Source organism: Pseudolactococcus laudensis (genome assembly GCF_013449735.1).
GTDB lineage: Bacteria > Bacillota > Bacilli > Lactobacillales > Streptococcaceae > Pseudolactococcus > Pseudolactococcus laudensis.
Genome location: NZ_JACBNY010000015.1, coordinates 26,331 through 52,675 on the forward strand (window position 1 = coordinate 26,331; position 26,345 = coordinate 52,675).

General features: G+C 39.0%; 21 protein-coding genes and 3 pseudogenes. 2 read left to right on the top strand and 22 right to left on the bottom strand.

The annotated features are described in order from the left end of the window. Positions 1-21: 21 nt before the first annotated feature. The 22 genes and pseudogenes from HZR21_RS08280 to HZR21_RS08390 all read right to left on the bottom strand — a co-directional run bounded on the left by HZR21_RS08280 (position 22) and on the right by HZR21_RS08390 (position 24,946). A complete protein-coding gene (locus tag HZR21_RS08280; RefSeq protein WP_180747245.1) occupies positions 22-867 on the bottom strand; it encodes a class II fructose-bisphosphate aldolase in 846 nt (281 codons plus the stop codon). A gap of 19 nt (positions 868-886) precedes the next feature. Continuing rightward, the gene (locus HZR21_RS08285; protein WP_180747246.1) at positions 887-1,819 is read right to left on the bottom strand and encodes a hexose kinase; all 933 of its coding nucleotides are present in this window, start codon (positions 1,817-1,819) and stop codon (positions 887-889) included. A gap of 14 nt (positions 1,820-1,833) precedes the next feature. After that, positions 1,834-2,982: pseudogene (nagA, locus tag HZR21_RS08290) on the bottom strand (N-acetylglucosamine-6-phosphate deacetylase). Between the two features lie 14 nt (positions 2,983-2,996). After that, positions 2,997-4,169, bottom strand: a complete 1,173-nt coding sequence (locus tag HZR21_RS08295; protein WP_180747247.1) for an SIS domain-containing protein — start codon at positions 4,167-4,169, stop codon at positions 2,997-2,999. Positions 4,170-4,374: 205 nt separating this feature from the next. Further along, complete coding sequence (locus HZR21_RS08300) at positions 4,375-5,103, bottom strand: GntR family transcriptional regulator (RefSeq protein WP_180747248.1); 729 nt, start codon at positions 5,101-5,103, stop codon at positions 4,375-4,377. A 167-nt stretch (positions 5,104-5,270) separates the two neighbouring features. Further along, complete coding sequence (locus HZR21_RS08305) at positions 5,271-6,287, bottom strand: PTS system mannose/fructose/sorbose family transporter subunit IID (protein WP_180747249.1); 1,017 nt, start codon at positions 6,285-6,287, stop codon at positions 5,271-5,273. After that, positions 6,277-7,284, bottom strand: a complete 1,008-nt coding sequence (locus HZR21_RS08310) for a PTS sugar transporter subunit IIC (protein WP_180747250.1) — start codon at positions 7,282-7,284, stop codon at positions 6,277-6,279. Before HZR21_RS08310 ends, HZR21_RS08305 begins: the two co-directional genes overlap by 11 nt. Before the next feature lie 2 nt (positions 7,285-7,286). Next, positions 7,287-7,727: pseudogene (locus HZR21_RS08315) on the bottom strand (PTS sugar transporter subunit IIA domain-containing protein). Positions 7,728-8,047: 320 nt separating this feature from the next. Beyond that, entirely contained in the window at positions 8,048-10,663 is a 2,616-nt protein-coding gene (gene alaS, locus HZR21_RS08325; protein WP_180747252.1) for an alanine--tRNA ligase, read from the bottom strand. A 25-nt stretch (positions 10,664-10,688) separates the two neighbouring features. After that, positions 10,689-11,189 (bottom strand): LURP-one-related/scramblase family protein, encoded by a 501-nt coding sequence (locus tag HZR21_RS08330; RefSeq protein WP_180747253.1) that lies wholly within the window; start codon positions 11,187-11,189, stop codon positions 10,689-10,691. Positions 11,190-11,424: 235 nt separating this feature from the next. Beyond that, positions 11,425-12,342 (bottom strand): peptidylprolyl isomerase PrsA, encoded by a 918-nt coding sequence (locus HZR21_RS08335; RefSeq protein WP_180747254.1) that lies wholly within the window; start codon positions 12,340-12,342, stop codon positions 11,425-11,427. 105 nt (positions 12,343-12,447) lie between these two features. Further along, the gene (locus HZR21_RS08340; protein WP_180747255.1) at positions 12,448-13,152 is read right to left on the bottom strand and encodes an O-methyltransferase; all 705 of its coding nucleotides are present in this window, start codon (positions 13,150-13,152) and stop codon (positions 12,448-12,450) included. Then, positions 13,145-14,941 carry an oligoendopeptidase F gene (gene pepF, locus HZR21_RS08345; RefSeq protein WP_180747256.1) on the bottom strand — a complete coding sequence of 599 codons (1,797 nt, stop codon included), beginning with the start codon at positions 14,939-14,941 and terminating at the stop codon, positions 13,145-13,147. Before pepF ends, HZR21_RS08340 begins: the two co-directional genes overlap by 8 nt. Positions 14,942-15,089: 148 nt before the next feature. Beyond that, entirely contained in the window at positions 15,090-16,007 is a 918-nt protein-coding gene (gene mmuM / locus HZR21_RS08350; RefSeq protein WP_180747257.1) for a homocysteine S-methyltransferase, read from the bottom strand. Next, positions 15,985-17,376 carry an amino acid permease gene (locus HZR21_RS08355; RefSeq protein WP_180747258.1) on the bottom strand — a complete coding sequence of 464 codons (1,392 nt, stop codon included), beginning with the start codon at positions 17,374-17,376 and terminating at the stop codon, positions 15,985-15,987. Before HZR21_RS08355 ends, mmuM begins: the two co-directional genes overlap by 23 nt. 208 nt (positions 17,377-17,584) lie before the next feature. Further along, a complete protein-coding gene (locus HZR21_RS08360; RefSeq protein WP_180747259.1) occupies positions 17,585-18,565 on the bottom strand; it encodes a competence protein CoiA in 981 nt (326 codons plus the stop codon). A gap of 83 nt (positions 18,566-18,648) precedes the next feature. Beyond that, positions 18,649-19,608, bottom strand: a complete 960-nt coding sequence (locus HZR21_RS08365; RefSeq protein WP_180747260.1) for a Gfo/Idh/MocA family protein — start codon at positions 19,606-19,608, stop codon at positions 18,649-18,651. 145 nt (positions 19,609-19,753) lie between these two features. Continuing rightward, the gene (locus HZR21_RS08370) at positions 19,754-20,374 is read right to left on the bottom strand and encodes a C40 family peptidase (RefSeq protein ID WP_180747261.1); all 621 of its coding nucleotides are present in this window, start codon (positions 20,372-20,374) and stop codon (positions 19,754-19,756) included. A 113-nt stretch (positions 20,375-20,487) separates the two neighbouring features. After that, entirely contained in the window at positions 20,488-22,158 is a 1,671-nt protein-coding gene (locus tag HZR21_RS08375; protein WP_180747262.1) for a formate--tetrahydrofolate ligase, read from the bottom strand. A 180-nt stretch (positions 22,159-22,338) separates the two neighbouring features. After that, positions 22,339-22,827, bottom strand: a complete 489-nt coding sequence (locus tag HZR21_RS08380) for a MepB family protein (RefSeq protein WP_180747263.1) — start codon at positions 22,825-22,827, stop codon at positions 22,339-22,341. 112 nt (positions 22,828-22,939) lie between these two features. Then, complete coding sequence (locus tag HZR21_RS08385) at positions 22,940-23,932, bottom strand: hypothetical protein (protein ID WP_180747264.1); 993 nt, start codon at positions 23,930-23,932, stop codon at positions 22,940-22,942. 285 nt (positions 23,933-24,217) lie between these two features. Next, complete coding sequence (locus tag HZR21_RS08390; RefSeq protein ID WP_180747265.1) at positions 24,218-24,946, bottom strand: LysR family transcriptional regulator; 729 nt, start codon at positions 24,944-24,946, stop codon at positions 24,218-24,220. A 188-nt stretch (positions 24,947-25,134) separates the two neighbouring features. On the opposite strand from HZR21_RS08390, the gene HZR21_RS08395 reads away from it, so the two are divergent. Together HZR21_RS08395 and HZR21_RS08400 are read left to right on the top strand one after the other, a co-directional pair. Further along, positions 25,135-25,662, top strand: coding sequence for a DUF4865 family protein (locus tag HZR21_RS08395; RefSeq protein ID WP_180747266.1), 528 nt, complete (start codon positions 25,135-25,137; stop codon positions 25,660-25,662). A gap of 96 nt (positions 25,663-25,758) precedes the next feature. Then, a pseudogene (locus HZR21_RS08400) lies at positions 25,759-26,345 on the top strand (transposase); the annotation flags it as partial.

Consider the following 26,345-nt stretch of genomic DNA (forward strand, 5'->3'; position numbering starts at 1 on the left):
GTCTTCCTTTCATCACATGGTTTAAGCCTTGTTATCACTGCCCACAACTTTAATTTTAGCTGCGACCAAATCACAAACCTCTTTCATACCAGCTTGACCGTATTTCTTAGGGTCAATGACCTTATCATCAGTCAGGTTAGCCCGAGCACCTTTCGTATAGGCAATGCGTAAGTCTGTCGCATAATTGACTTTACAAATCCCCCGCTTAATTGCTTCCCTAACTTGTTCATCTGGTACACCAGACGTACCGTGTAAAACAAGCGGAATTGAAACAACCTGACGAATTTCGCTAAGACGTGCCATATCAATCTTTGGTTCACCTTTATAGATGCCATGAATCGTACCAACTGCAATAGCCAGAAAATCTACATCTGTTTGTGCCACAAATTCTTTCGCCTCAGCAGGTTCAGTATAAGGATTATTCGTACCACCATCTAGCTTATCTTCTTTACCGCCAACTTTGCCAAGTTCTGCTTCAACCGGAATATCATTTGGATGACAAGCATCAACAACACGTCGACTAACTGCTACATTTTCATCAAATGGCAGATGACTACCATCAATCATAATAGAAGTATAACCTGCATGCAGTGCTTGCATGGCAAGCTCAAAACTTGAGCCATGGTCTAAATGAATCGCAACTGGTACTTTTGCCTTATCCGCAATCGCTTTCTCATTGGCAAAATACAATTCCAAAGTCGCATATTCAACCGTTCCCGGTGTCGTCTGCAAGATAATTGGCGACTTCAAACTCTCAGCCGCCTTTACAGCTGCCATCGCCATTTCCATATTCTCAATATTAAAAGCACCAACTGCATAATTCCCCGCTTGAGCCTTCAGAATCATTTCTTTACTCGTTACTAACATGCCCTATTCTCCTTTTTTACTAAACTTCATAAACCCTTATCTGACGATAAAAATCATCATAATGCGCCAAATTGACATGACCAGTCGTTTCTTCTTGCGCATTTAACATCCCCAAAACCATCGCTTTTTTCAAATAATCCGTTAGAGGTTGCCCGCGGTAAATGCCGGAAACTAATCCTGCAACGGTTGCATCACCAGAGCCAACAGGATTTGTAACCTCAATTTTTGGAATATCGACCTTATAAATTTTTTCTTCTGCCTTGACTAAAGCCCCGTCAGAACTTAAAGAAACAACAATGACTGGTATATCACACAAGAGCTCAGACTGTAAACTCGTCTTCAATTCAGTCACATTCTTAATTTCTGAAATACCTAAGAGACCTGCAACTTCCTCTGCATTTGGTTTGTTTAGAAAAGGCTTATTATCATGCTGCACCGCTGCTAATAGCGAGTCGCCTGATGTATCCAACACAACTGGTATCTGTTTTAGTTTAGCTAAATCTAGAACTTGATTATAAAAATCAGTCGGTGCACCTTTTGGTAGCGAGCCAGAAATAGAGATGACAGTCGCCTCTTTAAATAGGTCGTTTAACGCCTGATAAAAAGTTACTAATTCAGATTCAGATACTGTTGGTCCACTTTCTAAAATTTCAGTCTGCTTACCATCATGCAAAATTGCAACGCAATTTCTAGTTGCCTCAGATATTTCTGAAAAAGCAAAACGCATACCTGCTGCTGCAAGATTTTCTTTGATAAACTCACCTAGCGCACCGCCAACTAGACCTGCAGCCACAAGTGGGTCATCTAGTTGATGTAAGACACGACTGACATTTAGTCCTTTACCACCTGCTGTTTTACGGGCAATGTCGCAGCGATTAAATGTATCAACTTTAAATTCCGTCAATGGATAAGAGATGTCAACGGCTGGATTCATCGTGATTGTAACAATCATTTATCACGCTCCTTTCACTTTTTATAGACAGATACACCATCTAAATAAGTCTCTTCTAACTCAAGTTTATCCGACAAAACAATGAAATCAGCTGCTCGACCTAAACGGATACTGCCACAGACATGGTCAATATGACAACTCCTCGCCGGAACTTCTGTTGCCATTTATATCGCCTCAGATACCGTTGCCAAGTCCCAATCGACGACATTTTTAACGCCTTCAAATAATCGTAAGATGCTGCCTGCTAAACTGCCACCATTTTTCAAACGCGCTGCGCCATCCTTAACGATGACTGGAAATTCACCTAGGAAATAATCTCCATCTGGCATGCCACCCGCACGCATACAGTCTGTAATTAAGGCGACGTTATCAGGTGTTTTCGCCTGAATCAATGCCTTAGCAGCAATCGGATGAACATGATGACCATCACAAATTAACTCTGCTACTGTGCCAACAGTCGTCATTGCCGCACCAACCATCCCAGGTTCCCGGTGATTCAAACCACTCATACCATTGTAAGTATGAATAAAAACTGTAGCACCTGCCTCAACTGATGCTTTGGCTTGATTGTAAGTCGCATCACTATGACCTAAAGCGACAACGACTCCTTCATTTGCAAGAGCTGCCGTAAATTCTGCAGCACCTTCTCTTTCTGGTGCAATTGCGATTTTTTTAATCAAACCACCAGATAACTCTTGCCATTTTTTAAAGACAGCCAAATCTGGGTCTGTGAAATAGCTTGGATTTTGAGCCCCTTTATGTTTTTCAGTAAAGAAAGGGCCCTCAAAGAAAATCCCTTGAATTTTCGCTCCTGTTACTTTTTTGTGATACTGCCCGATTGTATCACACACCTCGTTCAACGTCTCAACCGTTGATGTTAAGGTACTCGGCAGAAAGCTTGTGACACCACAACTTAGCAGACCTTTAGAAATTTCTTCAAGTCCTACCACATCGTGGTCCATGACATCATGACCGTTATAACCATGAATATGTGTATCCACTAATCCTGGAGCTATCCACTTACCAGAATAGTCAAGAATGTCTCCAACTGGTTTTTCTTTGGTATAGGCACCAAATATGCCATCTTCAACTGCTAGATATCCCCCTATCTCAACCGAGTTTGGCAAGAAGAATTTATCGGCATGTAGATAATATTGACTCATTTTAATCTCCCACTTTACTTATCAAACGCATGAATCGTGACACCTTGTACAACACGGTTTACAGTACCAGTTGCTGAAGGTGTATCTGGTGTATTGCCCACTTTAAGTGATGTCAACACAGACACTATTTGCGCAACTACAATACAAGGAAAAGCACTATAAGCTTCTGGCAAAAGAGGTAAGCCCTTTTCAAATTCAATGGTTTCACCATCAAAGTCTTGACCAACTTTAGGTTGTGCAATGGTAATCACGGAGTTAGCAATACCATCTTGTTTCATTTCATTTAAGATATCAATATCATACTGTCTGGCGTAATCATCATTATTAACAAAATTAAAGACCAACGTTTTATCATTAATAAATGACTTTGGTCCATGTCGAAAACCTAAAGAGGAGTCAAAGATTGTCGCAACCTGTCCAGCAGTCAACTCCAATACTTTTAACTGTGCCTCACGTGTCAATCCAGCTAAAGCACCTGTTCCCAAATAGATAATTCGATTAAAATCACGGTTGATAATATCTGCAATCTCACACTCACGATTAATCATATCCGCAGCTATTTTTGCCATTGTCTTGACATAAATTCTTTTGTCACTATCACTTGCAACATCGAAAACAAGCAGTGCTGTTAGCATTATACAACTAAAACTACTCGTCATGGCAAAACCTAAATCGAGTGACTTTTCTGGTTGCAATAACAATAAATGATTGGCATCATTTTCAGCGGCTTTCGCAAGCAAACCGTCTTGGACACAAGTAATCGAAATATGACGAATATTTTTAACAACTTGATTAGCAATCTCAACCGCTGCGACACTTTCAGGACTATTCCCACTTCTAGCAAACGAGACTAAAATTGTCCAATCGTCAGGCCGTAGATAATCTAAAGGACTACCAACAATATCTGTCGTTGCAACACTTTCATAAATAAAACCAGAATCTCCATGCTGATTCAAATAAGGTGTGACAGTATCACCAACATAGCATGACGTTCCTGCACCAGTAAAGATAACTCTTACTCTATCTCTCGTTTCTGACTTAACTTGAGCTAAGAATGCATCAATCTCTTTTTTGTATGACATATAATTGTCAAAAGCCTCTAGCCACACTTTGGGTTGTTGCTTAATTTCGAGTGTTGTATGGATAGCACCTAACTTTTCTAACTCTTTTGTTGCGTAATTAAACATTTTTTCCTCCTTAAAATGTACGACTGATGCGCAAGTTATGAACAAGGTTATTTATTGCGCGTCATACTCATTAACGCCTTTGACTTGGGTACCATAGCATAAAATTAAGCTATGTATCACACGCCACATCTTTTAGATAGGCGTGCTAAATTTAACTATGTCAAGTTCAACAGTTTCAGTGTCAAACTTGTGTGTCTCTTTTTGATTAAGGGCGAAGATGAACAGTTTTATACTTGAATTGGTCTCCTCTCGCGACACTCAAGGTGTATTCTATAATTTCATTTTTAGCATTATAGGTTGTTCTAACGAGATTTAAAACTGGTGTTCCTTCATGGATATCTAAATATTCACTATCGTTAATCCTTGCAACACCTGCATAAAATTCTTCTTCCGCCATTTTCACAACTTGACCATAATCTTCTGAAAAAATATCATAGAGCGGTTTTTCTGCCAAGTGTTCCTCAGTCAATGATAAGAACAGTTTCAAAGGTAGATAAGTTCTCTCTAACATCATCGGCACACCATCGGCAAGCCTTAAACGTTTGATTTTAATCAGTTTGTCACCTAAAGCAACATTGAGTTTATCCGCGAAATATTTCTTGGCCTCAACCACACGATATAATAAAATTTTCGTTTCGGGATTTTTCCCTAAGGATTTCATCTGATCTGTAAAACTATAAGCCCCTGATAAATTTGTCGCATGATTTCGTAAATCAGAAACAAATGTTCCTTTACCATGACGACGATAAATATAGTTCATCTGCTCTAATTCTTGTAGGGCTTGTCGAACAGTCGTTCGACTCACACCGTACTGCTCGACCAACTCCCGTTCTGACGGGAGCATAGAATCAGGTTCAAGCTCATTTTCTATTTTTCCTTTTAGCAAATCAACCAATTGATCATATAGTGGTCTCTTTCTACTTGTCGTAACCATTTCTTCCTCCTTGTATGTGGTTATTACCACTAAGAAGATTATACTATATTCTACTTCAAAGATAAAAAGATAAAGGGTGAATTTTCGAAATGTTTAACCTTCAGATGACATAGTTAGCTTAGGCAACTACTTGACAGTTGTTGAGCAGTTTGATCTATTGCTAGTCTTTATTGTGGCCAGATTGTTGGCCAGATACCTAAACCTGAACCTAACAAGCCTAGAATAAGCAGCAAGCCAATACATTTAAGTGGCGTGAAATTCTTCTTAGCCATCAAGAGATACAACAACAAAGTCAATGCCAATGGAATGATTTGTGGTAAAATACCATCCAAAATGTTTTGAATATTGATATTGACAGGAACTTTATCATACTTATTATAAGTAATTTGATAATCACCTGTACCTAAATCTTTAACTGATGAACCTTCTTGGAAAGTTGCCTCATCTCCATCAACATAGAGTTTGTCGCCATATCTTTCAAGACCCTCTTTGCTGACTACCGTCGTAATGGCAGTGGCTTCATTCGTTGTCCCATTCGGAATTTCTAGACCTAATTTTGTAGACCCATACACACAAGTTAATGACCCAACGATGAAAATTCCCAAAATACTAGCAGCACGTGTAAATTCTTTTGCATTTTCCGTCAAAACTGAAATGGCATTTGTCCCTAACTTATAGGACCAGTGCATCAGATACCAACGAATGGCAAATTGTGCGATATTAAATACCAGTAGGAAGATGAAGGGTCCTGCTATGTTACCATCAATCGCCATATTTGATGTGATACCAGCTGTAATTGGTACCAAAGTAAACCAGAAGAGAGCATCCCCGATACCGCCTAGAGGTCCCATAGCTGCAACACGGACAGCACGGATTGTTGGAATATCTGTTTTATTTTGTTCTAATGAAAGGATAATCCCCATTACAAAGGTAACCAAGAACGGATGTGTATTAAAGAACTCCAAGTTATGGCTCATAGATGCTGCAAGGTCATCTTTATTGTCTTTGTGAATTTTTTTCAGCCCTGGTAAGATACCATATAACCAACCGGCTGCTTGCATTCTTTCATAGTTGAAAGAGGCTTGCAAGAATAAAGAGCGCCAAACCATTTTATTTAATGTTTTTTTATCCAATGGTTCAGAGGGTGTTAAATTTTGATAATTATCTGGAATGTTATATGCCATCTTCTTCACCTCCAAAATCACTATGAGTACCTGTTGTTAATTTGAATTTTGCTTGAATTTGATAGTCCCAGAAAGCAATCGCAAAGCCGATAAATGCTAAGATAATGAGTGCTGGACCTGATAAACTTGGGGCAGCCATGACAATTGTCGCTAAACCGAATCCCATGAAATAGAATCCCCACATCTCTTTTGAAACCATTACTTTTAACAATATTGCAAAACCAACATAACGCATCATACCACCAGCGGCACCAAGACCGCCCATCAACCATTTAGGAATTGTATCAACTACTTGTTGTCCAAAAGTGGCGCCACCGATGAAAAATAGTGTGACAACAAGACCAAATGACGCACCAATTGCTGCCATAGCAAGATAATTGATTTTATCGATACCTGTTGTATTACCTTCATGTGCATAACGGTCTGCAATTGACATAACTGGTGACATCAAAGAGAAAAGTAACGTCACGGCATACTGACCTAATAGCGAGAATGGAATCGCTGTCGCTACCGCAACAGTCGGCTCCAATTTCAAGGTAATCGCAAGCACTGCAGCCATAATCCCACCGATAACAGCATTAGGTGGTTGAGCTCCCCCAACTGGCATATTACCAATGGTCATCAATTGATATGTCCCACCGACAATCAGCCCTGTTTGCAAGTCACCCAGAATTAAACCAACAACCATACCAGTGACGATCGGTTGGTATAAAGATTCCAAGAAACTGAACTGATCAATCGCTGCAATGAATGTGATTAGAAAAATGAGTAAAATTTGTAAAATGTTATAATCCATTTCCTTTCCAACCGTTCTTACCGTTCCGAAAATACCATTAGATAATTGTACTTTTTGACCTTCAGCCAATCCAGTGTGTAAATCTGCAAAATATTTTTTTTGCTTTTTCATTTTTGTGAAACTGAACAAGTAATAGATGATGATAAATGCGACAATAAAACCAATTAAAGTGATTGATGATGCAAAAATTGATTCCCACATAACTAAATCCCTTCTTCTTCGTCAAACGCCTGTGCCTCAGTTTCTTGTGGTAATTGCGCATGAACTAAGCCAGTTTTTCCAGCTTCCAGAGCTAGCTCAATAAAATCAGCTAAACTTTCAGCAGAATAACGTAGTACCATTGACTCTAACAACAAAGGTAAATTAGTACCCGCCATAACTTCGACATCATCAAAGTCCTGTGCTTCTAACATCGCCGTCCGAAATGGCGTCCCACCTAATAAATCCGAGAAAATAATAACACAAGTGCATTTTTGACGTCATTTTGATATGGCATTTCGCATATCATCAGCAAACACTTCCAAAGACTTTTCTTCCAAAAAACAAACAGTTTTAAAATTTTCTTGCTGTCCTGCAATCATTTCGAGTGCACCACCAAGTCCCCTTGCAAAATCCCCATGTCCAGTTAAAATACACCCTATCATACCATCTGCCTCCTTTTCAAATCATCTAATATTATTGAACACCCCCGAGAAACTTACGGTCTTAAATCTAGTTAAATCGATTCAACCACTCAACTGGTCATTACCACCATACACCTCATTTACATATTAGCATGCTTTAATCTAAATGCCAATAGATTTTTAAAAATAAATAAAACGTTTTCATAAATAAGTACCACATTAATGCTTGCAAAACAGCAAATAGATTTTACATCCAATAAAACAAGTTAGAGCGTAACTAAAAAATTGGCATCAAAAAAACAGCCTTTCGACTGTTTCTCATTATTTAAAATAAATACTACTTACAAATTAGCACCTACATTTTCAAGTAATTCAGCAATACCAGCTGGTTTAGTTCCACCAGCCATGGCCATATCTGGTTTACCACCACCGCGGCCATCGATAAATGGTGCTAGTGCTTTAACTAGATTACCTGCTTTAATGTCGCTTGTTTGGCTTGCAACTAACAGATTTGCTTTCTCACCGATTTGCGCAACAAGCACCAAAACGTCTGAGCTATTTTTTTGTTTCCAAATATCTGCAAGATTACGCAAAGCACCTGCATCTGTAGCTGTGACCTTGGCTGCAATAAAGCTTGTGCCATTAGCCGTTTGTACATTTTGGAAGATTTCGTCAGACTGGGCTGATGCGATTTTAGCTGACAGGCTTTCAACTTCTTTTTGAGCTGACTTGAGTTCAGCTTGCAAGTTTTCAACTTTAGCAACTGTTTGGCTAGCTTGTGGTGATTTCACCAAGGCTTGCACGTCTTTCAAAATTGCTTCTTGTGCTTTGAAAGCTTCAAAGGCTTGTTGACCAGTAACTGCCATGATACGACGCGTACCAGAACCGATGCCTTCTTCTTTGACAATCTTGAACAAACCGATTTCGCTTGTGTTGGCAACGTGCGTACCGCCACAAAGCTCAACTGAATAATCACCAATCGTCACAACACGGACAACCTTACCATATTTTTCGCCAAAGAGCGCCATAGCACCCATTTCTTTAGCCGTTGCAACATCCGTCTCAACGGTCAAGACATCAATGGCGTTCCATATTTCTTCATTGACTTGACGTTCAATTTCAGCCAACTCGTCAGCTGTCACAGCTGCGAAATGCGTAAAGTCAAAACGTAAAAAGTCGACTTCATTGAGCGAGCCAGCTTGTGTCGCATGTTCTCCCAAGATATTGTGCAAGGCGGCATGAAGCAAGTGAGTTGCCGTATGGTTTTTGATCACACCGTTGCGGCGTTTTTGGTCGATAGCAAGCGTGTAAACTTCGCCTTCAAAGAGTTCAGTCAAGATCTCAACCGTATGCAAAGACTGACCGTTCGGCGCTTTCTGCACATCCGTCACGTTCGCGACAACCTCACCTGCTGCATCTTGAATCACACCGTGGTCAGCAACCTGACCACCCATTTCAGCATAAAACGGTGTTTCAGCAAAGATCACTTGGGCTGTTCCTTTAGCCGTTTTCACGCGCTGATCATCTTGGACAATGGCAGTCAGTCTTGACGCAAGCGTTTTTTCTGTATAAGAGAAAGTTGATGGATCCTCTAGGGCAGTCAAAACTTCTGACTGTTTATTCATTGAGCCACCTTTAATGACTGCTGCACGCGCACGGTCTTGTTGGGCTTTCATGGCTGCTTCGAAGCCAGCATGGTCGATGGTGAAGCCAGCATCTTCTGCCAACTCCTCTGTCAGTTCAACTGGGAAACCGTAAGTATCGTAGAGTTTGAAGATATCAGCACCGTCAAGTGTTGTTTTGTTTGCCGCTTTTAGTTTACCGATAACTTCGTCAAAGAGTTTGCTACCCGCATCAATCGTCCGCGCAAAAGTTTCCTCTTCACGTTTGACAATTTTTTCGATGAACTCACGTTTTTCCAAAACTTCTGGATAGTAAGATTGCATGATTTCACCAACGATTTTAACGAGTTTATACAAGAAAGTATCTGTGATGCCAAGTTTGCGACCATGCATGACGGCACGACGTAGGAGACGACGCAAGACATAACCACGGCCTTCGTTACCTGGCAAAGCCCCGTCACCAATAGCAAATGAAAGTGAGCGAATGTGGTCAGCGATGACCTTAAAGCTCATGTTATCCCCGTAAGGATCGTAAGTTTTACCTGACAATTGCTCAATTTGACGGATAATCGGCATGAACAAGTCTGTCTCAAAGTTAGTGTGCGCTCCTTGAATGACCGCAACCATCCGTTCAAGTCCCATACCCGTATCAATATTTTTATGCGGTAGTTCTTTATATTCACTACGTGGCACACTTGGATCTGCGTTAAATTGACTCAGAACAATATTCCAGATTTCAATATACCGGTCATTTTCGATGTCTTCAGCCAGTAATTTAATCCCGATATTTTCAGGATCGAAGTCTTCCCCACGGTCGAAGAAAATCTCAGTGTCCGGACCACTTGGGCCAGCACCAATTTCCCAGAAGTTATCTTCGATTGGAATCAAATGGTCAGGTGACACCCCAACTTCAATCCAACGGTTATAAGAATCTTGGTCTGCTGGATAATAAGTCATGTAAAGTTTATCGACTGGGAAACCGTACCACTCAGGACTTGTCAATAATTCAAAGCCCCATTCAATCGCCTCTTTACGGAAATAATCACCGATTGAAAAGTTACCTAACATTTCAAACATAGTGTGGTGACGTGCAGTCTTACCAACATTTTCAATATCGTTAGTCCGAATAGCTTTTTGCGCATTGGTAATACGCGGATTTTCAGGAATGACTGAACCATCGAAATATTTTTTAAGTGTCGCAACACCCGAGTTAATCCAAAGCAAGGTTGGATCATTGACAGGTACTAAGCTAACAGACGGTTCAATCGTATGTCCTTTTGATTTAAAGAAATCAAGGAACATTTGGCGTACTTCTTGTGATGTCATTTTTTTCATGTGAGGTTATATTTTCTTTCTATTTTTAATTGCTAGAGGATGCCGATGAGGCTGCAGCTTGCTGTGCTTTAACATAATCAATAGCGATCACTAAAGAGATGACAGCATCCGCATATTTATCATCATAAACATCGATATTGTAAGTTGAATTAATTTTAAACCATTCTTGTGAAATTTGTGCCACTGGCACACCATTATGTTGAAGTTCAAAGTCCATATCCCAGAAATTCCCTTGAATTTCCAAACCAAAATGTTCAATTTGATAACGGGGTTTAAAAATCGTAAACTCTTTCCTTATCTGAAAACGAGAGCCAGCTGCTAAAGTCACATCAAATTTAGGAAAAATCTGAAACATTACTTTTTTAATCCGAGACACTAATGTCCCATCAGGTTTTGTAATGGTAAACTGTTTTGGGATTTTCATAAAGCTCCCTTGAACAAGATAAGCCAAGTTACCTGCGTTATCTATAATCTTAAATTTACCACCAAGCGACCAAAAATTTTGTTTGATTTGATACTGGACCATCTCGACACCTCCCAAAGAATGTGATGTTTTTAACAATAAATCAAGAAGATACTCCACCGTAAGCAAGGGGCGCTTAAACGCGGTACCACCCTCATTCACGATAAAGTATCGTCTCAAGTTGTTTGATAGAGCAGGAGTCTCTGCTGTCCTCTATCCTGTGGACAAAAGGATAATAAGCACTTACCAAGTATGACAACTCTCACCACCGCTGTCTCTCTGTATCACTTGATTATTTTTATTTTGATTTAGAAGATGATGAGCTACTTGTTACAGCTGCCTCATAAGATGAAAAGATATTTGAAAACTCAGTTGGTTTTACTTTAACGTTATAGTCTTTCAAGTAACCAGCAATGATACCATTAACAAATGTCGCGTCGTTTTGCTTGTTTGTTGTGATGATTTCTTTGAGCTCTGTCTTATATTTTTTCCAGTCAGTACCTTTATCAGCATTTTTAATCATTTTAACTACATAAAAAGATTTTGTACCTGTTTGGGTATTCGTAACAGCAATTGGTTCAGCAGATACTTCACCATCTTTTAACTTAAACGCTGCAGTTTTAACTTCTTCTGGAATTTGCGTATTAGATGAATCAAATTTCATCTCTGCATTCTTCTCTTTAGCAGTTTTATCAAATGCAGCTGCATCATTTTTAGCATCTTCAACTAATTTCTTAGCAGCATCTTCTGTCGTTTCTGGTAAGATGTAAGCCTCAACTGTTGGATGATACGTTTCAAATGCTGCCTTGTATTCAGCATCTGTGAACTTGATTTTGCTTGTTACAACTTCTTTTAACAAAAGTTGTGAGCGGATAGAATCTTTATAAGACGCTTCCGTATAGCCAGCTTGTTGTAAAGCACTTGCAAAGTTTGAACCAAGTGATGCTTTTTGAGTGTCGAACTCTTTGTTCACATCTTTTTCAGAGACTTTCTTACCAAATTCTTTTTCAAAAATTTTGTTGAAGGTCATGTTTTGCAACAAAGTTGCTGTGCCAGTTGACGGATATTCTTTTGCCTCTTTATAAAGGTCAGACACACGAATCGTGTCACCTTTCATCGTTACGATGTCAGAGTTTGCACCATCTTGACCACAAGCTGCAAGTGTTACAGCAGCAACTCCTGTTGCAGCGATTAAACCAATTTTCTTTAAATTCAAAATAATTTTACCTTTCATATCCTGGTGATACTGTTTCATTTTTGTTAAGGCTCAAACCTTAACAACCTCCACCATTATACCACAATTTCTGATAGAAACCTTAAATTAGACTAAATCGACCTTTTCAGCATTCTTTCGAATCATCAAAAGGCCATCACCTAATGGCACGAGAGTAGCTGTCAAATATGGATGTGTCAAGCTCGCATCAAATAGCTTATGTAAACCACGATAGATGCCACGCTGATTGCGCTTGACCTCTTCGATAGGTTTTGCCACATCGCCACCTTGAAAAACATCATCAATCAAGACAATGCCGCCAACAGACAACCGATTCAAAATCTCAGGTAAGAAAACAATGTATTTCGACTTGGCCGAATCCATGAAAGCAAAATCATAGCCATCTGGTAGGCTCGCCAATACATCAATAGCATCGCCTTCAATTACCTCGATTTGCTGAGCCGAATCATATTTGGCTAAGTTTTCTCGCGCCAAAGTCGCCATCTCAGGATTGCGCTCAATGGTCGTGATCGATGCATCAGGGGATGCTTGCGCCATTAAAAGTGCAGAAAAGCCAATCGCTGTCCCAATTTCTAGAATTTTTTTCGGTTGCAGTGTCTGTAACAAAAATTGAAAGTAAACCACCGTTTCATGCGGAATAACAGGAATATTTTCAGCGTGCGCAAAAGCCTCAACATCTGCTAAAAAGCCTGTCAAAGCTTTTTGCTCCCCTCGCATCAAGGCAACAATTTCAGGCTTGACGATAGGTCTGCGCATATTGTGATTGGAATATTCATTGTAACTCTTAACCATGTTTCGCCACCAATGCTTCTAATTCTGTCAACCGTTTTTCAAAAACTGCAAAGGCAGCATTAAGATAATCAGATGACGTCATATCAACACCTGCTTTTGCAATGACATCTAGTGGATAGTCTGATGAACCCGCACGCAAGTAATTTAAATAGTCTGTCTTATCTTGCTCAGTACCATTCACGATTTTATCTGCTAAAGCAGACGCAGCTGCAAAGCCTGTCGCATATTGGAAAACATAGTAATTATAATAGAAATGCGGAATTCTTGCCCACTCATACTGAATTTCTGGATTGCTACTAGCTGCTAAACCATAATATTTTTCGTTCAATTCAGCATACAGTTGATTCAAGAACTCGCTGGTTAAGACAGTTCCCGCAGCATCCGCCTCATGAATGGCATGTTCGAACTCGGCAAACTGCGTTTGTCTAAATACAGTGCCTCTAAAGCCATCCAAAAAGTGGTTGAGCACCGCGAAACGCGTCTCTTCATCTTCAACGTCATTGAGCAAAGTTTCTGTGAGGATGTTTTCATTAGTTGTCGACGCAATTTCAGCAAGGAAAATACTGTAATCACCGTAGACATAGGGTTGACTTTCACGGGTAAAGCTACTGTGCATGCTATGGCCCATTTCGTGCACTAGGGTAAAAAGATTATCTAGCGTATCTTGCCAGTTAAGTAGCATAAAGGCATTGGTATCGTATGAACCACCTGAATAAGCACCTGAACGTTTACCTTTATTTTCTTGAACATCAATCCAATTTTCTTTAAAGCTGCGTTTAACCTTTTCCAAATAATCTGAACCAAAAATCGCAAGAGTTTCCTGAGTTTTAACAACTGCTTCTTCATAGGTAAATTTATAATCCGTCGTTGACAAGGGTGCGTAGACATCATACATTTTAAGGTCATCAATTTTAAGGATATCAGCACGTAGGTTAATATAGCGATGAAGTAAAGGCAGGTGGTCATTGACAGCTTGGACTAAAGTGTCATAGACCGCTTCTGGGATGTGGTTACTAGACAGAGCAGCCTCACGCGCTGACTGATAATGACGCGTCTTCGCTGTAAAATTATGGACTTTAACATTGGTTTGTAAAGTCTTAGCATAGGTATGCTGATACTGTTCGTAAATACTATAAAGCGCTTGGTAGGCTGCTTTTCTAACGTCGCGGTTCGATGATTCCATGAATGAAATATAGTTACCATGTGATAGCTGAACTTCATGACCTTGCGCATCCGTAATCGTTGGAAAAACAATATCTGCGTTATCCAAGATTTCAAAGGTCTCAGCACCCGCCCCAAAAATCTCTGATGCTCCTGCCAACAATGCCTCTTCCGCACTTGACAAAACATGTGCTTTTCTGTCAAATAGCTGCTCAAAAAAATGGCCATATGTCTGTAATTTAGGTTGGTCAATGACAAACTGGGCAAATGTTTCCTGCGACAAAGTCATGAACTCAGGTTCATAAAAGGCAAAAACTTCACTGAACTTAGCATACAGTGCCGTCACTTTAGCTTGGTATTCTTGATAAAGGCTAACCATTGTATCCTGGTCATTCTTCATTGACGCATAGACATAAAGCTTTTCTACCCGTTGCATGAGCGCTAACTCTGTTTCAGTGACTGCTAATAAATTTTCAGCAGAATCTGTCAAAGTACCCGCTAACGCTCTAGCATCCTCTAGCGCAGCTAAAACATCAGCGAGTTCCACTTCAAAAGCCTCATCTGTCTCGAAAATTGTGGTCAAATCCCATTTATATTTTTCATCGATTGCTTCACGTTTTTTTACCATTGTAACTCCTATCCAGTTTATCTAGCGACCTCATATCAGACGCGTATTCCCTACTATTTTATCATAAAATCGTATGAGATTCACCGTCACAGCCTTTTTTAGTGCGCTAACAAAAAACAGCGCCCAATTTGGACACTGTACGTTCATGCTATTTGGCTTGGCCAAATGTTCTTGCTAATCGAGCAATGTCCTGTTCTGTCGAACAACAGCAACCACCAATTAACTTAACACCCTTTTGGTGCCAGCACCTAGCGTCTGCGGAGAAGACCTGTTCGACACTAATTTCCTCTGACCACGTTTTGGTGACAGCATCAAATATAGCACCTGAATTCGGGTAGGCGACCAGCGGTTTAGTCGCTGCCACAGACAAGGTTTCAATGACTGGCGCCACTAGCTGAGGGCTGACACAATTAATCCCATAGGCAATGACGTTCTGATCTTGCTCAACAAGCTGCTGAAAGTCCGACAAGCTGTCACCATTTGCCAAATGCCCAGTGTCTTTTAAGGAGACACTTACCCAGACTGGAAAGTTGACGGCTGCAACAATGTCTAAAATCACGCGCAGCTCATCCAATCTCGGGATAGTCTCAATAGCTAGGACATCCACGCCCGAGGCAATCAAGGTCTTGATGCGGCTTTCGTGAAAGGTCTTCATATCAGAAGACGAGAGTTGATAAGCACCGGTATATTCAGAACCATCTGATAAATAAGCACCATAAGGGCCGACAGAGCCTGCAAGCCACTTGGTTTGGTCGCCTTTGCTGTCTTGCTTGGCCTTTTGCGCCAAGGTGACACTGTGCTTGATAAAGTCAATGGCCTGTTCTTCTGAATATCCGACATCCGCAAAACTCTTGACCGTTGCTTGATAACTAGCGGTAATCGCGACGTTAGCACCTGCATCAAAGTACTGTTTGTGAACCTGGTAGATAGCCTCTGGTTGCTCAACTAGAGCCAAAGCTGTCCACAAGCGGTGGTTTATCTCAAGTCCTTGTTCTTCAAGTAGACGAGACATGGAACCATCAAGAATAACGACATCCTGTTCATTAATCCACTGTTGAAATGTCATAGGCGCTCCTTTTTTGTTTCCGATAAAATAGTTGATAAACGAGAGTTGTTAAAACTGTAAAAGGGATGCCAAAATATAAGGCAATCCGTTGATTGGGGTCAAAATAGATACCGATCAATGAAATTGAGCATAAGATAATGACGAGCCAAGGTACAAGCGGATAACCTGGTGTCCGATATTTGAGTTCAGTCAATTGATGTTGCTTAATAAATACTTGTCTAAAACGCAATTGACTGACACCAATAGACAACCAGACGGCTACCACAGCAAAACCAGAAATGGAGACGAGTGCTAAATATACCGTATCCTCCGCATAGATACTTGAGAATAAAGACAGTAAACCACCCGCAAGTGTTAAAATAAGACCATTGACTGGTAGGCCGTGCTTAGACAGTCGGGAAAATATTTTGGGTAAGGTGCCATCTTCTGCGAGCGACCAAAGCATCCGGCTTGCAGCATAAAGTCCAGAATTAGCGCCTGAAAGAATGGCGATAAAAATAATGAAGTTCATGATATCACTAGCAAAGGGAATCCCTAAGTTTTGTAAAATGATAACAAAAGGACTTTCAGTCAGAGCTTTCGAGTTAGCTGGAATCAAGGCACCAATGACAACAATTGTCCCGATGAATAGGGTCACTAATAAAAATAAAGTTCTTTTAATGGCTTTAGGAATGTTTTTCTCAGGATTGCTAGTCTCACCAGCAGCAACCCCTATCAGCTCAGTCCCACTAAAGGCAAAATTTGCAGATAATAACACAATAAAAACAGCACCAAAGCCATGTGGAAAGAGACCATTAGCTGTTAAATTGTGAAATAGAGGGGCACTGCTCGCATGAACAGGCAGTACACCTGTGATAGCTGTTATACCTAGAATGACAAATATACCAAGCGCCACAACCTTAATTAAGGATAACCAAAACTCACTGACCGAGAAAATCTTGACATCTAAAACATTTAAGAGCAAAATTATGCCAGAAAAAATTGCGCACCAAATCCAAATTGGCATCTGAGGGAACCACTTTTGCAGCGTAATTCCCATGGTGATAAATTGCGAGCCTAATGCAACCGTCCAAGTCAACCAATACAGCCAAGCTACAGTAAAACCAACGCTAGGATGAATATACTTTGATGCATACATATGTAGTGAAGACGTATCGGGATGCTGTACTGATAGTTCACCTAGGCACATCATGACAAGCGTCGCAAGAGCGCCACCCACCATATAAGCAATAATCGTGCCAATCGCACCTGCTTCCTGAATTAAATAGCCAGAACTCAGAAAAATCCCAGTGCCAATGACACCACCTAATGAAAGTGTCACCAAATGCTTGCTACTCATTTTTCTCATAAAATGGTTTTCGTTCTTCATTAATGAGGTCTCCTTTTGTTGTTTGATAGCCACTCTAAACCTATTAAATAACGCTTTATCATGATGAAAATTAAAAAATAATTTTATCAGTCTATTCATGACAAGCATTGCATTTTCCTAGTATAACATCAAACAATGCCTACTCGTCTTACCAAAAAACTATGACGGCCTTTACCTTTTACGAACTCAAAACCCTCTAACACTCACTTCATGCATCTCTTTTTTTCGCAACTTTAGCATAAAATCCTGGCGGATAGAACGTTTCATCTTGCAGATAAGCTATAAAATGGTTGTAATAAACACTAACATCGTTTGTAATTTGACAAAATTCAGGCTTGATAACGCCTTCGAATTGACGAGTTAAGACATTTAAGCCTATTGGGTAAACCTTAATCGGGAAATTTTTGACTGTCATTAAATTTCGACCATTCTGGTAATACTTTTCTTGAATTTTTAACCATTTGGGACTCTGATAATAAAGTTGTCGCGTGATAAAGGTTTGGATATCTTGTGATAATTGGACTATCAACTTTTCTGATGTTGACGCAAATGGTGTTCGAAGAACTTGAAGTAAACACCCCGAATCAAAATCAAATTCACGCTGTAAATGATGCAAACGCCCTGTCAAATCTTCATGGCATAAATATTTCAAACGCAACTTTTCACGCTGCAAGTCCAACTCCCAATAGTAAAAACCAGCATTTTGCGTTAGATAGAGTAACTGTCGCTTAAATTCCGTCATATTCTCATCTAACCATAAATCCTTCCCCATGAGCCAAAGAACAGTATAACCATTTGCCCGATACATTTCTGTCCGCTCGCGTAGACGTTGAATAGATAAATGACTGCATTGAATTTCAATCGCAAGAGTTTTATTAACCAGTAAGTCAGGTGTTTGCTGTAAGTCAGGTAAAAAATGTTCGATTTCAACTTGTTCGGTCTGCTTAAACCAGTGATATAAGCGTTTTTTCAGTGTTAGGTGTTGCAGACTTTCATTTTCTGAATAATACTGACAAGTTGCTAAACTCACATGAGCAAAATGAGGGGTTTTGATACGACCATTTTTTAAACGTACCTGACTTTTACAGGCGGGACAACGCAAAAACTGTCTTGCTAAATCTGCAAGGTATGTGGGGTTAAGTTCTAATAAATTGACGATATTTTCAGTTTCATTCAGTGCGACTAACATAATCACCTCTTACTCTCTTATACGAAAAAAATCTGTGATTGCTCACAGATTTTTAAAAGTCATGATGTTGAGATTATGTTGTCTTACTGCCAAGATTGATAGAGACTATCCATAATCTTCACACCAGTTAAGGTCATGTCTGCTGTCATCTTAGGACTAAGACGTTCTCCGGAAAGAATAAGTTCATTGACATGCTGAACTTCGTAGACAAAATCACTTTCAAAATCAGCATTAAGTTGACGTTTGATACCACCATCCGCAAATCTAACGGTTGCTGTTTTAGCACGCCAAAACTCCGGAATAACGAGTTTTCCTTTTGTCCCCTGAATTGTCATGACTTTATCCAAGGCTAATTTAGTCGTCAAGAAGATGTTAACCAAGACACCGTTATCAAGTTTTAACAAGACTTTGGCTTGTGTGTCTGATTCACCATTTACCATATCGGCAATACCTGAAAAATCTGTGATTTGAGCATCGAAAATATATTGCAAATAACTTATCGCATAAGGCAACATGAAATGGACGGTACCCCCGCCAGCTTTAAGGTCATTGAACCAACTGATGTGGTCAATACTAGCATAGGCTGTTACACTATCAACTGATAAAATGTCACCGATTTCATTTGATTGTACAACTTCTTTGACGAGCTGTGTGACAGGTAAAAAGACTGATTTTTGTGCCTCCATTAAAAATAAATTTTTCTCACGCGCTAGCTCAAAAAGTTCTTCTGCCTCAGCTAAAGTCAACGTAAACGGTTTTTCTAACAAGACATTTTTGCCTGCCAACAAGGCTTGCTTGGCTTCTGGAAAATGCCCTTTATTATAAGTCGCGATATAGATAACATCCAGCTCTGAATCTGCATAAAGTTCAGCGTGACTACCATAGGCTTTCGGGATGTTATATTTCGTCGCAAATGCTTGCGCTGTTTCCAGACTACGACTCGAAATCGCAGCTACTTCGCCGTTATCTGTTAAACGAACACCTTCTATAAATCTAGGTACAACTTGTGCTGTAGATACAATACCATATTTTACTTTTTTCATGATTTTATTGTATCATAAAAAAACGTAAACATTATAATAAAAAGTTACAATTTTTTGATAAAATCTTATTTGATATAACATCAAAAGCACCTGCTCTGGCAGATGCTCCATTAACTTTTTAAAAAATAAAGTCTCATTGTTAGTCTCAAAGATGAAGGGCAAAATCTGCTGGCATCGTTGAAAGTGACGAAACACTGACAACATCCCCCGGTTGTGGCGCATGGATAAACTGACCATTTCCCAGATAGATACCTACATGGTTCCCACCGAAAAATACGAGAACATCGCCGACTTTGGCCTCTTCAACCGAAACTTGCTGACCAGCAGACATTTGAGCCCAAGTCGTGCGGCCGATTTCTTGTCCTAGTGCCTCTCGGTAGACATACGATGTAAAACCAGAACAGTCAAAGCCGTCAGGCGTCGTGCCACCATAAATATAAGGGACACCTTGGTAACGATTCGCTGTTTCAATCAATTTTTCTTCTCGTGTTTTTACTGGTGGTGGCGGTGGAACAGCTGCTTTTTCAGTCTCATGAGCTTGTTTTTGAACACTTGCCTGTTCTTTTTCAACAGACTTAACTGTATCATGAACAAGTCCTGTAAAATAGTCTAGGTTAAGCCCTGTGCGATGATTTATTACCTCATCTTGGATTTTTAAATGTGGTTTTGTTATCTCTTCTGCTTTAGTAGAGACACTGAATCCGGTTGATATAAGTATAAAAGTTGCTACGATTAATTTAATTTTGTTATTTCTATTTTTTAACATAAGTAGCATTGTACCATAAAAAAACGCCCCAAAAGGCGTTTTCATCATCTCTTAACCGACTTGTCAAATTGTCATGTTACTGACAAACGTGTTATTGATTTGTCATATTTAAATTAGAACAAACCTGAGATGTGACCTGCATTGTCCACATCCATATTAAGAGCCGCAGGTTTTTTCGGCAAGCCAGGCATGGTCATGATATCCCCTGTCAATGCGACAATAAAGCCAGCACCGAGCTTGGGAACAAGTTCCCGAATCGTAATATCAAACCCTTCTGGTGCGCCTAAAATGTTTTGGTCATCTGAAAAACTATACTGGGTTTTTGCCATACAAATCGGTAGATTATCCCAGCCATTACGTTCAAAAGTAGCGATTTGTGTTTGTGCTTTCTTGGTCATAGTAACAGATGCACCACCATAGATTTTGGTCACAATCGTTTCAATTTTCTCAGGAATTGAACTTTCTAAATCATATAAGTAATGGAAATCAGACGTTTTTTCAGTTGCTTTAACAACTTTTTCAGCCAAATCTAGACCGCCAGCACCACCTTTAGCCCAGACTTGTGTGAGTGAAAAATCAACATTTTTAGCAGTTAAAAGCTCAGAAAGAACTGAGATTTCTTCTGCCGTATCTGTCACAAACTCGTTAATCGCAACAACTACTGGCAAACCATAACCTTGGATATTATCAATATGTCGATTGAGATTTGCAAATCCTTCACGTAGTGCAGACGTATTTTCCACGGACAAGTCGTTTTTAGCCACGCCACCATTCATTTTTAAAGCACGGACAGTTGCGATAATGACGACGGCATCAGGATTTTTAGGGAGTTCACGTGTTTTAATGTCGAGGAACTTCTCTCCGCCGAGGTCAGCGCCAAAACCTGCCTCAGTGACAGTGAAATCAGCTGCTTTCATAGCAGCTGTTGTTGCAAGCACGCTGTTACAGCCGTGAGCGATGTTGGCAAATGGTCCACCGTGAACAAAGGCCGGTGTGCCTTCAATCGTTTGCACGAGGTTGGGTTTGAGAGCGTCTTTAAGTAAAACTGTGATCGCGCCTTGAATTTCAAGGTCACCGACTGTCACTGGTTTACGGTCATAAGTATAGGCAACAACGATTTTAGCCAATCGTGCTTTGAGATTGTCGATAGAGGTCGCTAAGCAGAAAACAGCCATGATTTCACTAGCTACGGTAATATCAAAACCATCTTCACGTGGGACACCATTCATTGGCGAGCCAAGTCCAGCAATAATCTGACGTAATTCACGGTCATTGAGGTCAACAACACGTTTCCAGATGACACGACGTGGGTCAATATTGAGCTCATTACCTTGATGAATGTGATTGTCTAATAGCGCAGCAATCGCATTATTAGCTGTTGTAATGGCATGCAAATCACCTGTAAAATGGAGGTTAATATCTTCCATCGGTAAAACTTGAGCATAGCCACCACCAGCTGCCCCACCTTTGATGCCCATGACAGGTCCAAGAGAAGGTTCTCGCAAGGCAATCATAGCTTTCTGACCAAGTTGATTGAGGGCATCACCCAGACCAATCGTAACAGTTGATTTACCTTCACCAGCAGGAGTTGGATTGATAGCTGTAACTAGAATCAATTTCCCATTATCATTTTTTTGTAACTTATCGAGTGCTTCAAAAGTAATTTTTGCCTTGTATTTGCCGTATTGCTCAATATCATCACTTGAAATACCAGCTTTAGCAGCAATGTCCGTAATGGCTTTCATAGATGAGGCTTGAGCGATTTCGATATCAGATTTTACCACGATGCGTCTCCAATTTCTTCATTATTACCTTATATTATATCAAAAAACACTTAGATTGCCATTGTTTACTGATATTTACTTATAATGTCGCCTTCAATGTTCGGCTTTTGTTTTGATTTTTTATGGCTTTATCATTTTTTCTAACTTTTATTATCAAAAACAGTCCTTCCAAATGACAAATCAAGAATAATATAAGGTTTTTAAAATATGACAGTCAACTTCAGAACTTAAGTCAATAAAATAAGGGACTTGCCAATTTTGTGTTTTTTGAGCTGAAGGATTTAAGTCTTTGACCCAACTTGGATAAACTCTGGTTGCCATTTTACCTGTCTGATTAGGACCACTAAGTATGCCTTTTTCTAAAAGAATAGACTTCGGAAAAATAAACTGCCCTTGCAGATGTCCGTCAATTACAGAGATGATAAGTTTATCTGGACTATCGGCAAACTCGTAAGGCTGATTCTGATTTTTATCGTCTTTCTCCCAAAAAACAACAAAATAACCTTTTTTCTTAGGTGTCATTTTTGCTAGTCTACTTCTATATTGATGACCATTTAGTTCAAAATAAGTGCCTTCATAGGCTGCGTTTTGCTGCTCTACTTTTATTTTTGAGATGCTGAGTTTACCTAGATAGTTGAGCAGCTCTTTAATTAAATTAATTGATTTCATTACTTTCCTCTGATTCATCATAACAGAAAAAGATTAGCTTGTCGAAAACAAAAAGATCATGTCGTTTTTAACGTCATGATCTTATTTTACAATCTGTAGATTCATTGAACCTTTATGAAACTTTATTTTGCATGTCGAAAGTACCAATTTCTGTTGCTTGCTGTTTTATTTCATCTACACTATTGACTTGTATCTTATAAATGGATGTTTTATCTAAAGCACTCATGTCAAACGATAGTTTGAATTGTGTTTTATCACCTTTCGGCTTAGTCGTGAAACTTGGTGATTTAATTTTAACCCCATCTTTATAAATCTCCAGATCAGGCATGGTTTCTGCCCTAACTGGTATTGTAAACGCAACGGTTGTTTGAAGTGCATCACTATCAGCTTTAATGTCCTCAATATTGTTCACTTTAGTAATCTGTGGCTTACTTGTTTGAGTTAATGGCTGATAGGTAATATTAAAGCGCCAATCGCCGTCATATTGTAATGCCGTTGGTACTGTAAATGAACTGCCCGCTTCCGATACATTAGCTTGTGCCTCTGCTGTACGACGCTCATCCCAATCTTCCCATGATAACTGCGAGATTTGTAGCGTCAAGTTAGTATCATCTGGCAGTTTTTTTGAATCATAGGTGAAGTTAGCCGTACCGTAAAATGTATCGCCTTCAATTCGAAAAGCTGGAAACGAGATACCGCCACCAACAAGGTCATTTGACATATCACTGTCAGCAAAAAGAGAAAAGTGAATACTTTGATAGTTTGAGCCTGCAGCAAGTTGTTTGGTTAACAATTCTTTCAAGCGTTCATCATCAAGCTTAAACTGATAATCAAAGATAAATTTCTTTTTCGTAGCCATAAATTTGGTCAGCTTAATCTCACGACCGTTTTGCGTACTTGTCAAATTAAGTTCTGCCGGCGTTAGATTTTCTTCTGCTTTTTTTGTCAAAGTTTCAGATTGACTACTCACATCTTCTTTTTTGATATTTTTACCAAGTGAGGTTTCATATACTGCAATCAGTATAATGCCAATAATAAGGGTCAGCCCAGTTAAAACTATATAACGATTATGCTTTTTTTTATTTTGTTTAAGTGTTTGATTCATATCTTTATCCTCCGTTATTTAAACGTTTTCATACCAAACTATTTTTATCATAGCATGATTGACTATTTGTGTCAATTACATGATAATTTAAAAGCACTTTTTAATCATTCACTTAATTTAATTTTGACCTATTTTACAAGTTTTCACTTATTGTATCACTCTCTTGAAACATTATTATATCAAGGATAGGGGATATTTCACAGATAGATAAATGAAAGACAACAACCGCTCGTTGGATCAATATTCTGCCATTAACAATCCTCAAAAATATTGCAGCTCCACTTTTTATTCATATTTATAATAGCGTATTTCTTTCTTTTTCTCATCCCATTTTTGTAATTTTTTTGTTTTTAATAAATATTCAGGAAGTAAAGCGATACCCTTACCGCTTTCAACATAGTTGATAATATTTTCAAATGAATCAAGTTCAATTATTTTTTTGGTGTCTGAAAAATCATGAAGTGTCTTTTGTCTAAAAGGACAATTTTTATCACGATTAACAAAAAAATTTTGCGTTTCAGGATGCTCATGATTAGCAGAAGAGAGATAGAATGCTTTTAGGGCCTTCTCATCTTCTTTAAACCCTCTCAAATTGACAATCTTTTGAAAACTGTAAATGATGTCATACTTATTTTTGAGTGATTCTGTCGGAATATCCTTCGTTTTTTTAACGCTCACATTATCCTTACCAATATCAATTGATTGCTCCTGATTAAGATCATAGTTTAAAAGTAATTCTGAAATCAAGATTGCCTTTCCTTGAGATTTAAATTCTTTCTGCAGGCATTCTAAATTTCCAAGTGTCTCTTTTGCAAAATAGTAAAATTTATCACCATTTTTTGTTGGGACAATCCCATTATATTTTCTGATAAAAAAAAGAGTTGCCTGCTCACTTTCCAAATTTTTCAACCGAGCAGTTAAATTGGATTGTGCATAGCCAAGATTCACAGCACTTTGATTCAGAGAACCAGTTTCATAAATATCGATAAAAATTTTTAAATCAGTGAAATTCATATTGTCTCACTTCTACCTATCACTTTTTGTTATTAGTATATCACGATTTGGTATTATCCAACATTAAGTTTATCTTTTATAATAGGGTTGTGACATAAACTTAACTGAGTTACGGCTCCTTGGTGTGAGTAAAATAAATGAAAAGAACGCACCAAAGCAATCGCTCAACATCTTGAAGGAGAACACTTATGCAAGCAATGCGCTATGACATCACCCTACCAACTGACTATGATATGACAATCATTAGAGATAGGGTAATGAAAACTGGGTACTTAATGGACGGTTTTAAAGGCCTCTTATTTAAACTCTTCTTGATTTCAGAAAAGAAAAATGGTGACTACTATAATAGTTACAGCCCACTTTATATCTGGAAAAATTCTGAAGGTATGTCTCAATTTATCTTTGACGGATATTTTGATAATATATTAAGATCATTTGGTTGGCAACATATTGAAATCGGTGTGACTTCTTCTATTGAGCTTAGCGATGATTTTACCCAAAGTCAATTTATGACCGAAGAAAAGCAAGACATTCTACCAACTGACACTTTAAAAAACTTTGATATTCATGAAAAAGCAACTGAAGGTGAAACTGGAAAAGTAGTGATCTATAATCCTGATAAATGGCAGAAGGTGATTTTTACATTTTATCTCACGAAACCTCAGACCGAGCTTAGGTGTTTTGAAATTTTACATCTTTCTAATGGTGAAAATTAAAACTGCGCCTTCATATCCTATCAGCCTAACTTCATGTATTGGAAAGGTTATAATAAACTAGACACAAAGTTAAGAGAAATCGTGGAAAGGTTTATTATGGCAAGAAGAAAATTCGATAAACAATTTAAAAACTCTGCAGTAAAACTCATTCTTGAAGAGGGTTACTCTGTTAAAGAAGTCAGCCAAGAGCTTGATGTTCATGCCAATAGTCTCTATCGCTGGGTTCAAGAAGTTGAAGAATATGGAGAAAATGCTTTTCCTGGGAATGGGACAGCCCTAGCTGATGCCCAACATAAGATTAAATTGTTAGAAAAAGAAAATCGTTATCTTCAGGAGGAACTTGAACTTCTAAAAAAGTTCCGGGTCTTCTTGAAGCGAAGCAAGTAAAACGTTTTGAATTTCTCTTGAAACATCATGGGAAGATAAAAATTAAGCATGCAGTAAAAGTTCTTAAGGTTTCTCGCTCAGGTTTCTATGAATACATGCATCGTCGTCCTTCAAAACAACAAGTGGAACGAGAAGTCCTCTCTGAGAAAATAAAATCTGTCTTTCATGAGCATAAAGGACGCTATGGTGCGGTTAGAATTACCAAGGTACTTCATAATACTGGTATTTTGACCAACACGAAACGTGTTGGAAAACTGATGCACTTGATGGGACTTTATGCTAAGGGAAGCCGTTAT